This window comes from Salmonella sp. 2020_1459 (assembly GCF_043847915.1).
Taxonomy (GTDB): domain Bacteria; phylum Pseudomonadota; class Gammaproteobacteria; order Enterobacterales; family Enterobacteriaceae; genus Salmonella; species Salmonella enterica.
This window is the reverse complement of sequence record NZ_JBCMFA010000005.1, coordinates 294,924-307,291: the sequence shown is the minus strand read 5'-3', so window position 1 is coordinate 307,291 and position 12,368 is coordinate 294,924. Positions and strand designations below refer to the sequence as shown.

General features: G+C 55.1%; 11 protein-coding genes. All 11 read left to right on the top strand.

The genetic code is table 11. The features are described from left to right. Window positions 1-115: 115 nt before the first annotated feature. The 11 genes from ACH0VJ_RS15175 to bamB all read left to right on the top strand — a co-directional run bounded on the left by ACH0VJ_RS15175 (window position 116) and on the right by bamB (window position 12,359). A complete protein-coding gene (locus ACH0VJ_RS15175; RefSeq protein ID WP_308411200.1) occupies window positions 116-2,494 on the top strand; it encodes a DMSO/selenate family reductase complex A subunit in 2,379 nt (792 codons plus the stop codon). After that, on the top strand, window positions 2,491-3,120 hold the full coding sequence (locus ACH0VJ_RS15170) for a DMSO/selenate family reductase complex B subunit (RefSeq protein ID WP_001727539.1): 630 nt from the start codon (window positions 2,491-2,493) through the stop codon (window positions 3,118-3,120). The genes ACH0VJ_RS15175 and ACH0VJ_RS15170 overlap by 4 nt, the downstream gene beginning before the upstream one ends. Beyond that, complete coding sequence (locus ACH0VJ_RS15165; protein ID WP_000544866.1) at window positions 3,113-3,922, top strand: dimethyl sulfoxide reductase anchor subunit family protein; 810 nt, start codon at window positions 3,113-3,115, stop codon at window positions 3,920-3,922. Before ACH0VJ_RS15170 ends, ACH0VJ_RS15165 begins: the two co-directional genes overlap by 8 nt. Further along, window positions 3,922-4,785 (top strand): 4Fe-4S binding protein, encoded by an 864-nt coding sequence (locus ACH0VJ_RS15160; protein WP_000247783.1) that lies wholly within the window; start codon window positions 3,922-3,924, stop codon window positions 4,783-4,785. Before ACH0VJ_RS15165 ends, ACH0VJ_RS15160 begins: the two co-directional genes overlap by 1 nt. Before the next feature lie 120 nt (window positions 4,786-4,905). Further along, window positions 4,906-5,337: a nucleoside-diphosphate kinase gene (ndk, locus tag ACH0VJ_RS15155; protein ID WP_000963846.1), complete on the top strand. Its 432-nt coding sequence runs from the start codon at window positions 4,906-4,908 to the stop codon at window positions 5,335-5,337. A gap of 206 nt (window positions 5,338-5,543) precedes the next feature. After that, window positions 5,544-6,710, top strand: a complete 1,167-nt coding sequence (locus tag ACH0VJ_RS15150) for a bifunctional tRNA (adenosine(37)-C2)-methyltransferase TrmG/ribosomal RNA large subunit methyltransferase RlmN (protein WP_000003206.1) — start codon at window positions 5,544-5,546, stop codon at window positions 6,708-6,710. A gap of 291 nt (window positions 6,711-7,001) precedes the next feature. After that, complete coding sequence (gene rodZ, locus ACH0VJ_RS15145) at window positions 7,002-8,006, top strand: cytoskeleton protein RodZ (RefSeq protein ID WP_001090894.1); 1,005 nt, start codon at window positions 7,002-7,004, stop codon at window positions 8,004-8,006. A 26-nt stretch (window positions 8,007-8,032) separates the two neighbouring features. Next, a complete protein-coding gene (gene ispG, locus ACH0VJ_RS15140) occupies window positions 8,033-9,151 on the top strand; it encodes a flavodoxin-dependent (E)-4-hydroxy-3-methylbut-2-enyl-diphosphate synthase (RefSeq protein WP_000551804.1) in 1,119 nt (372 codons plus the stop codon). 110 nt (window positions 9,152-9,261) lie between these two features. After that, on the top strand, window positions 9,262-10,536 hold the full coding sequence (gene hisS, locus ACH0VJ_RS15135) for a histidine--tRNA ligase (RefSeq protein WP_001107141.1): 1,275 nt from the start codon (window positions 9,262-9,264) through the stop codon (window positions 10,534-10,536). Between the two features lie 13 nt (window positions 10,537-10,549). Then, window positions 10,550-11,170 (top strand): YfgM family protein, encoded by a 621-nt coding sequence (locus ACH0VJ_RS15130; RefSeq protein ID WP_000409190.1) that lies wholly within the window; start codon window positions 10,550-10,552, stop codon window positions 11,168-11,170. 10 nt (window positions 11,171-11,180) lie between these two features. Then, window positions 11,181-12,359 carry an outer membrane protein assembly factor BamB gene (gene bamB, locus ACH0VJ_RS15125; RefSeq protein WP_001177072.1) on the top strand — a complete coding sequence of 393 codons (1,179 nt, stop codon included), beginning with the start codon at window positions 11,181-11,183 and terminating at the stop codon, window positions 12,357-12,359. The last annotated feature ends 9 nt before the right edge of the window (window positions 12,360-12,368 follow it).

Sequence of the window (12,368 nt, the reverse complement as noted above, 5' to 3'; positions counted from 1 at the left end):
GTTAATGAGAATTATTAATTTTTCCGGAATTACCCTTAATGAGGGAGCTTGATAAATATCAAGAGATCTAACACTTAAAAACGTGAGAATGGGTTTTTATTTGACGAGTCGGATCATGAAAAATATAAAAAGCCAGGGAAATGGCGAACAGCCCGCTATTTCTCGCCGCCACTTTATCCAGGCCAGCTCCGCGCTTATTGCGTTACCGTTTGTCTCCTCGCCAGCTACCGCTCAGGCGCGCGCTGTGACGGCAACTGAAAACAGGCCTGCGGAAAAAGTCGTTCAGACATGCAGCACTTTTGACTGCGGGGGCAAATGCGATATTCGGGCGCATGTTAGTGACGGTATCGTGACGCGAATTTCAACGCGACCGGATAATGCGCTGGATGCGCAAATGCCGGTGATGCGTGCCTGTGTTCGTGGACGCGCATACCGTAAATTTGTTTATCATCCTGACAGACTTAAATATCCCATGAAGCGCGTAGGAAAACGCGGTGAAGGAAAATTCGAGCGAATTTCCTGGGATGAAGCGACAACCTTAATCGCCGATAATTTAAAATCGATTACTGAAAAATATGGCCCGGCTTCGCGCTATGTTCATGTTGGCACCGCCGTTTCCGGCGGCACCTTTTCCGGCGATAAAATGGCGCGTCGCCTGCTGAATCTGACCGGCGGCTATCTCGAAAGCTACCATTCTGTGAGTATGGGCAATACGGCGGCCGCGACGCCTTATACTTACGGCATTGCCGCCAGCGGCAGTTCGCTGGATACGCTTTTGGAGACCAAACTGGTGATTCTGTGGGGCCATAACCCGACGGAGACCATTTTTGGTCATACCAACTATTTCCTGCAGAAGATGAAGCAGAACGGTACGCGGTTTATCGTGGTCGATCCGCGCTATTCCGACACCGTTTCGTCGCTGGCGGATCAGTGGATCCCGCTGCTGCCCACCACCGACAATGCGCTGATGGACGCGATGATGTACGTCATCATCAGCGAGAATCTGCACGATCGCGCATTTATTGCGCGCTACGCTATCGGTTTTGATGAAGACTCAATGCCGGAAGGCGTACCGGCTAACGAATCGCTGGTGGCATATCTGACCGGCGCCAAAGACGGTGTCGTTAAGTCTCCCGAGTGGGCGGAAAAGATCACCCATGTGCCGGCGCAAACCATTCGCCAGTTAGCGCGTGATTACGCGAATACCAAACCCGCCGCGTTGATTCAGGGGTGGGGACCACAGCGCCACAACTGCGGCGAGCGCACCGCGCGCGGCTCGACCCTACTGGCGACCATTACCGGTAATGTCGGCATCAAAGGCGGTTGGGCTGCGGGTTACGGCGGCTGCGCTAACCGTAAATTTGCCGCGGGTCCGGAGATGCCGGATAACCCGGTAAAAGCCAAAATTTCGGTGATGAACTGGGTGCAGGCCGCAGACGACGCCAGCAAAGTGACGCCGGATATGGGGCTGAAAGATGCCGATAAGTTGGACAGTAACATCCGTATTCTGTTCTCGCTGGCCGGGAACTATCTGGCGAATCAGAACCCCGATCTGCACCAGGCGGTACGCGTACTGGAGGATGAATCAAAGATCCAGTTTATTGTCGCCAGCGATCTGTTTATGACGCCGAGCGCGAAATACGCTGATCTACTGCTGCCGGAAACCAGCTTTATGGAACGCTGGAACATCGGTGAAACCTGGGGCACGGCAAGCTACCTGATACTCTCTGAAAAACTGATCGAGCCTGAATTTGAGCGGCGCTCCGACTACGACTGGCTACGTGAGGTGGCGGCGAAATTAGGCATTGAGAATGAATTTAGCCAGGGGCGCGATGAGAAAGCGTGGATTGAACACATCTGGGAACAGACGCGCCTGGCGATGCCGGACGAAAATCTGCCGGATTTCGCCACGCTGCAAAAGACCCGTCAGCATCTGTTCAAAAGCGCGCCATTTATCGCCTTTGAAGACAATATTCGCGATCCGGAAAATCATCCGTTCCCGACGCCGTCAGGGAAAATAGAGATCTTCTCGAAGCGCCTGTACGACATGCAGCATCCGGAAATCCCGGCGTTATCGCACTACGTTCCCGCGCATGAAGGCCCGGAGGATGCGCTGGCGAAAGATTTTCCGCTCCAGTTAATTACGTGGAAAGGAAAAAACCGCGCCAACTCAACGCAATACGCTAACCCGTGGCTGATTGAAGTGCAGCAGCAGACATTGTGGATCAACCCGCAGGACGCGCAAACGCGCGGCATTGCGCATGGCGACATGATGCGTATTCATAACTCACGCGGGATTTGCGAAATCCCGGCGGAAGTGACGCCGCGCATTATTCCTGGCGTTGTCGCGATGCAGGCCGGCGCCTGGTGGCAGCCGGATGAGAACGGTATTGATAAAGGCGGCTGTGCGAACGTCCTCAGCTCGGCCCGTATTACCGCGCTGGCGAAAGGAAATTCACATCAAACCATGCTGGTGGAGGTGGCTAAAGCATGAGTCAGTTTACACATTACCCGCCGGTGAGCGATAAACAACTGGGATTTTTCATCGACTCCTCACGCTGCTCCGGTTGTAAAGCCTGCCAGGTGGCCTGCAAAGACAAAAACAATCTGGAAGTAGGCCGTCGTTTCCGCCGCGTCTATGAAGTCAAGGGCGGAAGTTTCATCCCGACCGGGCAGGGCGGGGTCAGCAATAACGTATTTGCTTATACGCTTTCCATTTCCTGCAACCACTGTGCGGATCCTGTCTGCACCAAAAATTGCCCGACTACCGCTATGCATAAACGCCCGGGCGACGGCATCGTGTGCGTTGATACCGACAAATGCGTCGGCTGTGGCTATTGTGCCTGGTCCTGCCCTTACGGCGCGCCGCAGCTTAACGAGCAGACTGGCCAAATGTCCAAGTGCGACATGTGCGTTGATTTACTGGCGAAAGGTGAACCGCCCGTCTGTGTTGCAACCTGTCCGCTGGAGGCCATCAAGTTTGGTCCGATTGATGAACTGCGCGCGAAGTACGGTAGCGTATGCGACGTTAACGGGCTGCCAGATTCATCCATAACCAAACCTAATCTGGTTGTCAAAGCGCATCAGGGCGCAGAAAAAGAGGGTAAACGCCATGCATGAGTTACCGCTGCTGATTTTTACGCTCTGTTTGCAAGGGGCCGTGGGCGTGACAGTGTGGCTGGCGTTGGGCCGCCAGTACGCCGTAGAGGGACGCGTGCCTGCACGCGGCGCGCTTCCCGCGATGGCGGGGGCGTTTGTACTGGCCTGCGTGGGGCTGCTTGCTTCAGCGCTGCACATGGGCTATCCCCTGAATGCGCTAAATGCGTTACGTCATGTCGCCAGTTCGTGGCTGAGTCGCGAAATCGTCTTTGCCAGCCTTTATCTGGCGGCGCTGGGACTGGGGGTTGTGCTGCTGTTTTTCCGAAAGCCAGGCTGGCAGCCGCTGCTGGCGCTGGCGGCAGCGTTCGGGCTGGTGGATGTATTCTGCATGGCGCAGGTTTATATCCATGCCTCGGTGGCGACCTGGCAGCATAGCAACACGCTGGCGCTGTTCTTTGGCTCGTCAGGCATTATCGGCTCGGTAGTCATTGCGCTGGCTTATCTGCGCAACGCTGGCGCCGCAATGCGCTGCGCTGTGGTGGTGGTCGCACTGATGGTGCTGATTCGCCTGATCATGCAGCCGCTATGGCTGGCGGATATTAATGCGGTGGATACGACGGTCGTCACTTTCCCGCATCATCCGCTACAGGCGCTGGCGCAGTTGCGTGACGTCTATCTTCTCGGCTGGTGTGTCTCAGCGGCGGGAATGCTCTGCTTTGCCGCAGGCGGTCTGCGAAACGCCAGAGGGACGCTGGTGGCGGGCAGCGTATTGCTGCTTCTCGGCGAGATTATGCTGCGCTACGTCTTCTTTAGTATTGGCTGATGGTTAACCTGACGATCGATCCGGCGGTAGACGTGACGCAGGCCTGCGTCCGTCGTCGCTTTCGTTTTTCTTCCTGCCGCGCTTGCGCCGATGTTTGTCCGGCGCAGGCGTTTTCGCTGGCGCAGGGGCAGGTCAGCATAGATACGACACGCTGCATAGCCTGTGGCGACTGTCTGTTTGTCTGTCCTGTTGACGCCATTACCGGTATCAAACCGGTTAAACGCTTTGTGCAGGGGGATACGTTGGTGGGGCCGTTTTCGCTACAGGCGCCAACGGTCGATGAACTGCTTCTCTGGCACAGCCAGTACGGTATTCGCTTTATTGATATTGCGGTGGAGCGATCGGCGCAGTGGCTGATGGCGCTGGCGGGGCTAAATTTAGCGCTGCGCCGCTACGGCGAGCCGGGCTGGTCTTTCAAACACGTTGTCGGCGCGGAGATTAACGCCTCGCGGCGCACTCTGTTTCATGTTCCGCGCGACGCCATTACCCCGTGCGCCGTCGAGCCGGGGAAACGGCGTCTCAGACAGGCGTTTTCCGCGTTCAGCGAATGCGTACCCGAAATCAGTCCGCAAGAGTGCAGGATGTGCGGCGCCTGCTGGCGAAGCTGCCCGGAGAACGTTATCCAGTTTGACGACAATACCCTGACGATAGCTGCGGCGCGTTGTACGGGATGCGGCGGCTGTGCGGCGGTATGTCCGCATCAGGCGCTGCGGCTGCGGTTTGACGTGGAACCCGCGTCAACGCGGCATAGTGCGGTGCATACGCTCACCTGCGAAAGCTGCAAACGTACTTTCCATGCTCTCACGCCTGAACACACGCACTGCGTGCTGTGTCAGTCCCCTGAGTTTGCTGTGCGCCTTTAACTTTTGTTGCTAATGCTCATTTTATTTTAAAAAAATGTTACCTGCATCCATAGGCAATTGATGGGATGCTCTTTATAATCCGCGCCTGACATAACAACAGAACATATTTCAGAGGTAAACATGGCTATTGAACGGACTTTTTCCATCATTAAACCCAACGCGGTGGCAAAAAACGTTATTGGCAGCATCTTTGCGCGCTTTGAAGCTGCAGGGTTCAAAATTGTTGGCACTAAAATGCTGCACCTGACCGTTGAGCAGGCGCGCGGCTTCTATGCTGAGCACGACGGCAAGCCGTTCTTTGACGGTCTGGTGGAGTTCATGACCTCTGGCCCTATCGTGGTATCCGTGCTGGAAAGTGAAAATGCGGTACAGCGTCACCGCGATCTGCTTGGCGCCACCAATCCGGCGAACGCGTTGGCGGGTACGCTGCGCGCCGACTACGCTGATAGCTTAACTGAAAACGGCACCCACGGTTCGGATTCGCTGGAATCCGCGCAGCGCGAAATCGCCTTTTTCTTCGGTGAAGGCGAAGTGTGCCCGCGCACCCGTTAATCTCCTTCGTCTTTCACGCTGCAAATGCGTTGGCGATAAATTATCGGTTCAAATATTATTTTTGCTAATGCCGCGTGCAGACGTGGCATCCTTACGCCAGAATTTGTACAATGCAGCGCCCCCGGACGAGCAGTAAGCTTACCGGGGCGTTTCTTTTTTCAACCCTCCAGGGGCCATAACGTGTAATAACGAGGCCGGAATAGCATATGTCTGAACAAATTGTCACACCTGAAAGCAGTACCCCGGTAGTTCTTAACAACGAAACAAAAATCAACCTGCTGGATCTCAACCGTCAGCAGATGCGCGAGTTTTTTAAAAACTTAGGTGAAAAGCCTTTCCGCGCCGATCAGGTGATGAAATGGATGTATCACTATTGCTGCGATAATTTTGATGAGATGACCGACATCAACAAAGTGTTGCGCGGCAAATTAAAAGAGGTCGCGGAAATCCGCGCGCCGGAGGTCGTTGAAGAGCAGCGTTCCTCAGACGGCACCATTAAGTGGGCGATTGCTGTCGGCGATCAGCGCGTTGAAACGGTCTACATCCCGGAGGACGACCGCGCTACGCTGTGTGTCTCTTCACAGGTAGGATGCGCGCTGGAGTGCAAGTTTTGTTCAACTGCGCAGCAGGGCTTTAACCGCAACCTGCGCGTATCGGAAATTATCGGTCAGGTCTGGCGTGCGGCGAAAATCGTCGGCGCGGCCAAAGTCACCGGCCAGCGTCCGATCACCAACGTGGTCATGATGGGGATGGGCGAGCCATTGCTTAACCTGACCAATGTCGTACCGGCGATGGAAATTATGCTCGATGACTTTGGTTTCGGCCTGTCCAAACGTCGTGTCACGCTCTCAACGTCCGGCGTGGTGCCTGCGCTGGATAAACTGGGCGATATGATAGATGTCGCGCTGGCTATCTCCTTACATGCGCCGAATGACACTATTCGCGACGAAATCGTCCCGATCAACAAAAAATACAATATCGAAACGTTCCTGGGCGCGGTTCGCCGCTATCTGGAGAAATCCAACGCCAATCAGGGGCGCGTGACGATTGAATACGTGATGCTTGACCACGTCAACGACGGCACTGAACACGCGCATCAACTGGCGGAGCTATTAAAAGAGACGCCTTGCAAGATTAATCTGATTCCGTGGAACCCGTTCCCTGGCGCGCCGTATGGCCGCAGCTCTAACAGCCGTATCGATCGTTTTTCTAAAGTTTTGATGAGTTATGGTTTCACGACCATCGTACGCAAGACGCGTGGCGATGACATTGATGCGGCATGCGGACAGTTGGCAGGCGATGTGATTGACCGTACTAAACGTACTCTGCGTAAGCGTATGCAGGGAGAGGTGATTGACATCAAGGCTATTTGATAGCAGTTGCGCCACGGGGCATTCATTATACCGTGGCGCAATGTCAGTTGAATAATGTCTGGCGTTGTACTTGTCTGGTCAATAATAACGGTGCGTTTTTGTCGACTTTAAGGCAGTATGTAATGGTGCAACAAGAGTTTAGCCTTGTGTCTTAGCGGTTTTGTCATCTGCGGCCTGACAGGCTTATACTGTCTGACTAAGGTTAACTAACCTGATGTTTCGCGGTGTGGGCGGGCATTACGGCTCGTCGGCGCCTGAATCTTAATTTACACGTACCTGTAGCTGTAGCGAATGAATACTGAAGCCACGCACGACCAAAATGAAGCACAAACCACCGGCGTTCGTCTGCGCAATGCCCGTGAACAACTCGGACTCAGCCAGCAGGCTGTCGCTGAGCGACTTTGCCTGAAGGTTTCTACGGTACGCGATATTGAAGAAGATAAGGCGCCGTCCGATCTTGCTTCAACCTTCCTGCGCGGATATATCCGCTCATATGCGCGTCTGGTGCATGTTCCAGAAGAGGAACTGCTGCCGGGGCTGGAAAAGCAGGCCCCGCTGCGCGCCGCCAAAGTCGCCCCGATGCAGAGTTTCTCATTAGGAAAGCGTCGTAAAAAACGCGACGGCTGGTTAATGTCTTTTACCTGGCTGGTACTGTTTGTGGTCGTAGGGCTGACCGGCGCCTGGTGGTGGCAGAACCACAAGGCGCAGCAGGAAGAGATCACGACGATGGCCGATCAAAGCACGGCTGAACTGAACGCAGATAAAGACAGCGGCCAAAGCGTACCGCTGGACACCGGTGCCGTGACAAGCCAGGATACGACGCCAGCGCAAACGGCTCCGGCGCCTGCGACGCCGGTTGATTCGACGGCGGCGACGCAAACGCCAGCGCCAACGGCGGCGGCAACGCAAAATACGGTAGTCGCGCCTTCGCAGGCGAATGTCGATACGGCTGCGACATCTGCCGCGCCAGCGGCAACGGAGACGCCGTCCGCGCTGCCGACCAGTCAGGCTGGCGTAGCGGCGCCTGCTGCCGATCCGAACGCGCTGGTGATGAATTTTACCGCTGACTGCTGGCTCGAAGTCACTGACGCCACGGGTAAGAAGCTGTTTAGCGGTATGCAGCGTAAAGATGGTAATTTAAACCTAACCGGTCAGGCGCCTTATAAACTTAAAATTGGCGCGCCGGCCGCGGTGCAGATCCAGTATCAAGGAAAACCTGTCGATCTGAGCCGCTTTATCAGAACTAATCAGGTTGCGCGTCTGACCCTTAATGCCGAACCGACACCGGCGCAGTAACAGACGGGTAACGCGGGAGGTTTTTCATGCATAACCAGGCTCCGATTCAACGTAGAAAATCGACACGTATTTACGTTGGGAATGTGCCGATTGGCGATGGCGCCCCTATCGCCGTCCAGTCGATGACTAACACGCGTACCACTGACGTGGAAGCGACGGTTAATCAGATCAAAGCGCTGGAGCGCGTTGGCGCAGATATTGTTCGTGTTTCTGTACCGACAATGGACGCCGCCGAAGCGTTCAAGCTTATCAAACAGCAGGTTAACGTCCCGCTGGTTGCCGATATTCACTTCGACTACCGCATTGCGCTGAAAGTAGCGGAATACGGCGTTGATTGCTTGCGTATCAACCCCGGCAATATCGGTAACGAAGAACGTATTCGTATGGTGGTGGACTGCGCGCGCGACAAAAACATCCCTATTCGTATCGGCGTAAACGCCGGATCGCTGGAAAAAGATCTGCAGGAAAAATACGGTGAGCCGACGCCGCAGGCGTTGCTGGAATCAGCCATGCGCCATGTGGATCATCTTGATCGTCTCAACTTTGATCAGTTCAAAGTGAGCGTAAAAGCGTCCGATGTATTCCTTGCCGTTGAGTCTTATCGTTTGTTGGCTAAACAGATCGATCAGCCGCTGCATCTGGGGATCACCGAAGCGGGCGGCGCGCGTAGCGGGGCGGTCAAGTCGGCGATCGGTTTAGGTCTGCTGTTATCGGAAGGCATCGGCGACACGCTGCGCGTATCGTTGGCGGCCGACCCGGTGGAAGAGATCAAAGTCGGTTTTGATATCCTGAAGTCGCTGCGCATTCGCGCGCGCGGCATCAATTTCATCGCTTGCCCGACCTGTTCTCGCCAGGAGTTCGACGTTATCGGCACGGTGAACGCGCTGGAGCAGCGTCTGGAAGATATCATCACCCCGATGGACGTCTCGATCATCGGTTGCGTAGTGAACGGGCCGGGCGAAGCGCTGGTATCGACGCTGGGTGTGACGGGCGGCAATAAGAAAAGCGGCCTGTATGAAGACGGCGTGCGTAAGGACAGACTCGATAACGACGATATGATCGCGCAGCTTGAATCCCGTATTCGCGCGAAAGCAAGTCAACTTGATGAAGCGCGTCGGATTGACGTGCTGCAGGTTGAAAAATAAGAACGTGATGGGAAGCGGCGCGCTTCCCGTGTATGATTGAACCCGCATGGCTCCCGGTTCGTTCGGGGAAGCGCTGAGGGTTCATTTTTATATTCAGAAAGAGAATAAACGTGGCAAAAAACATTCAAGCCATTCGCGGCATGAACGATTATCTGCCTGGCGAAACCGCCATCTGGCAGCGCATTGAAGGCACACTCAAAAACGTGCTCGGCAGCTACGGTTACAGTGAAATCCGCTTGCCGATTGTAGAGCAGACCCCGTTATTCAAACGCGCGATCGGTGAAGTTACTGACGTGGTTGAAAAAGAGATGTACACCTTTGAGGATCGCAACGGCGATAGCCTGACATTGCGCCCTGAAGGTACGGCGGGCTGTGTACGCGCCGGCATCGAACATGGTCTCCTGTACAATCAGGAACAGCGTTTGTGGTATATCGGCCCAATGTTCCGTCATGAGCGTCCGCAAAAAGGCCGCTACCGTCAGTTCCATCAGCTAGGCGCCGAAGTCTTCGGCTTACAAGGCCCGGATATTGACGCGGAGCTGATTATGCTGACCGCACGCTGGTGGCGCGCGCTGGGCATCGCTGAACACGTTAGCCTGGAGCTGAACTCTATTGGTTCGTTAGAGGCGCGTGCGAACTATCGCGATGCGCTGGTCGCGTTCCTCGAACAGCATCAAGAGACGCTGGACGAAGACTGCAAACGCCGCATGTATACCAATCCGCTGCGCGTGCTGGATTCAAAAAATCCGGACGTACAGGCGCTGCTCAACGACGCGCCCGCTCTCGGCGACTATCTCGATGACGATTCACGCGAGCACTTTGCCGGCCTGTGTAAATTGTTGGACGCGGCGGGGATTGCCTACACCGTCAACCAGCGTCTGGTACGCGGTCTGGATTACTACAACCGCACCGTATTTGAATGGGTAACAAACAGTCTGGGGTCACAAGGCACTGTCTGTGCGGGTGGTCGTTATGACGGTCTGGTGGAACAACTGGGCGGTCGCGCTACCCCGGCAGTGGGCTTTGCGATGGGCCTGGAACGACTTGTTTTGTTAGTTCAGGCAGTTAATCCGGAATTTATTGCCTCTCCTGTTGTCGATATATACCTGGTAGCTGCCGGCGCACAAACGCAGTCTGCGGCAATGACGCTGGCGGAGCGGCTGCGCGATGAAATGCCAGGCGTGAAGCTAATGACAAACCACGGCGGCGGCAACTTTAAGAAACAGTTTGCCCGCGCCGATAAGTGGGGCGCCCGTATTGCACTGGTTCTTGGCGAATCTGAAGTCGCCGATGGGACAGTTGTAGTGAAGGATTTGCGCTCCGGTGAGCAAACGGCAGTGGCGCAGGACAGCGTCGCCGCGCATTTGCGCACTTTATTGGGCTAAGGAGAAGGACAGCGTGGAAATTTACGAGAACGAACACGACCAGGTGGATGCGATTAAACGCTTCTTTGCCGAAAACGGCAAAGCGCTGGCTGTCGGAGTGATTTTAGGGGTTGGCGCGCTGGTTGGCTGGCGTTACTGGAGCAGCCATCAGACGGAGTCCGCGCGTGCTGCTTCTCTGGCGTATCAAAATGCGGTGACGGCGGTAAGCGCCGATAAGCCGGATAGCATTCCCGCCGCTGAAAAATTCGCGGCTGAGAATAAAAATACCTATGGTGCGCTGGCGTCTATGGAACTGGCGCAGCAGTTTGTGGATAAGAATGAACTTAAAAAAGCCGAAGCCCAGTTGCAGCAGGGGTTGGCGGCCACCAGCGATGAAAATCTCAAAGCGGTGATTAATCTGCGTCTCGCTCGCGTTCAGTTACAGCTTAAGCAAGCTGACGCCGCGCTGAAAACTCTGGATGCCGTTAAAGGCGAAGGATGGACGGCCATTGTCGCTGATTTGCGCGGCGAAGCGTTGCTGAGTAAGGGTGATAAAAAAGGCGCGCGCAGCGCATGGGAAGCGGGCGTCAATAGCGATGCTTCTCCGGCGTTGAGCGAAATGATGCAGATGAAAATCAATAATTTGTCCATCTGAGAGGGACCCGATGCAATTGCGTAAATTACTTCTGCCAGGGTTGCTTTCCGTTACCCTGCTCAGCGGCTGTTCACTGTTTAGCGGCGAAGAAGATGTCGTCAAGATGTCTCCATTACCGCAGGTTGAAAACCAGTTTACCCCGACCACTGTCTGGAGCACCTCTGTCGGTAACGGAATTGGCGAATTTTATTCTAACCTTCATCCGGTAATGGCAGATAACGTGGTCTATGCAGCCGATCGCGCGGGCGTGGTAAAAGCGCTCAATGCGGATGATGGCAAAGAGATCTGGTCTGTGAATCTGGGCGAGAAAGACGGCTGGTTCTCTCGTTCGTCCGCGTTGTTGTCCGGCGGCGTCACTGTCGCGGGCGGTCACGTCTATATCGGCAGTGAAAAGGCCGAGGTTTATGCGCTGAATACCAGCGACGGTACCACAGCATGGCAGACGAAGGTCGCAGGCGAAGCGTTGTCTCGTCCGGTTGTCAGTGATGGAATTGTCCTTATCCATACCAGCAACGGTCAGTTGCAGGCGCTAAATCAGGCAGATGGCGCCATTAAATGGACGGTGAACCTGGATATGCCTTCGCTGTCGCTGCGCGGGGAATCTGCGCCGGCAACCGCGTTCGGCGCGGCTATCGTTGGTGGTGATAATGGTCGCGTCAGCGCCGTGTTGATGCAACAAGGCCAGATGATTTGGCAACAGCGTATCTCCCAGGCCACTGGCCCAACGGAAATTGACCGTCTGAGCGACGTTGATACCACGCCGGTTGTGGTAAACGGCGTCGTTTACGCGTTGGCGTATAATGGTAACTTAACGGCGCTGGATCTGCGCAGTGGTCAGATTATGTGGAAACGCGAGCTGGGTTCGGTCAATGACTTTATCGTCGACGGCGACCGTATCTACTTGGTCGATCAGAACGATCGCGTGCTGGCGCTGACCACTGACGGCGGCGTAACGCTGTGGACGCAAAGCGATCTGCTGCACCGTTTGCTGACCTCCCCGGTGCTGTATAATGGTGATTTAGTCGTCGGCGATAGCGAAGGTTATCTGCACTGGATTAATGTTGATGACGGGCGTTTTGTGGCCCAACAAAAAGTAGACAGTTCCGGTTTTCTGACCGAACCGACGGTGGCGGATGGTAAACTGCTCATCCAGGCCAAAGACGGTACGGTCTACGCGATTACGCGTTAATCGTCACGG

Bases quoted from the DNA above. Each gene is read 5' to 3' on its own strand.
- ndk (WP_000963846.1), top strand. From the start codon at position 4,906: ATGGCTATTGAACGGACTTTTTCCATCATTAAACCCAACGCGGTGGCA.
- ACH0VJ_RS15160 (WP_000247783.1), top strand. From the start codon at position 3,922: ATGGTTAACCTGACGATCGATCCGGCGGTAGACGTGACGCAGGCCTGC.
- ACH0VJ_RS15175 (WP_308411200.1), top strand. From the start codon at position 116: ATGAAAAATATAAAAAGCCAGGGAAATGGCGAACAGCCCGCTATTTCT.
- bamB (WP_001177072.1), top strand. From the start codon at position 11,181: ATGCAATTGCGTAAATTACTTCTGCCAGGGTTGCTTTCCGTTACCCTG.
- ACH0VJ_RS15170 (WP_001727539.1), top strand. From the start codon at position 2,491: ATGAGTCAGTTTACACATTACCCGCCGGTGAGCGATAAACAACTGGGA.
- ACH0VJ_RS15165 (WP_000544866.1), top strand. From the start codon at position 3,113: ATGCATGAGTTACCGCTGCTGATTTTTACGCTCTGTTTGCAAGGGGCC.
- ACH0VJ_RS15150 (WP_000003206.1), top strand. From the start codon at position 5,544: ATGTCTGAACAAATTGTCACACCTGAAAGCAGTACCCCGGTAGTTCTT.
- rodZ (WP_001090894.1), top strand. From the start codon at position 7,002: ATGAATACTGAAGCCACGCACGACCAAAATGAAGCACAAACCACCGGC.
- ispG (WP_000551804.1), top strand. From the start codon at position 8,033: ATGCATAACCAGGCTCCGATTCAACGTAGAAAATCGACACGTATTTAC.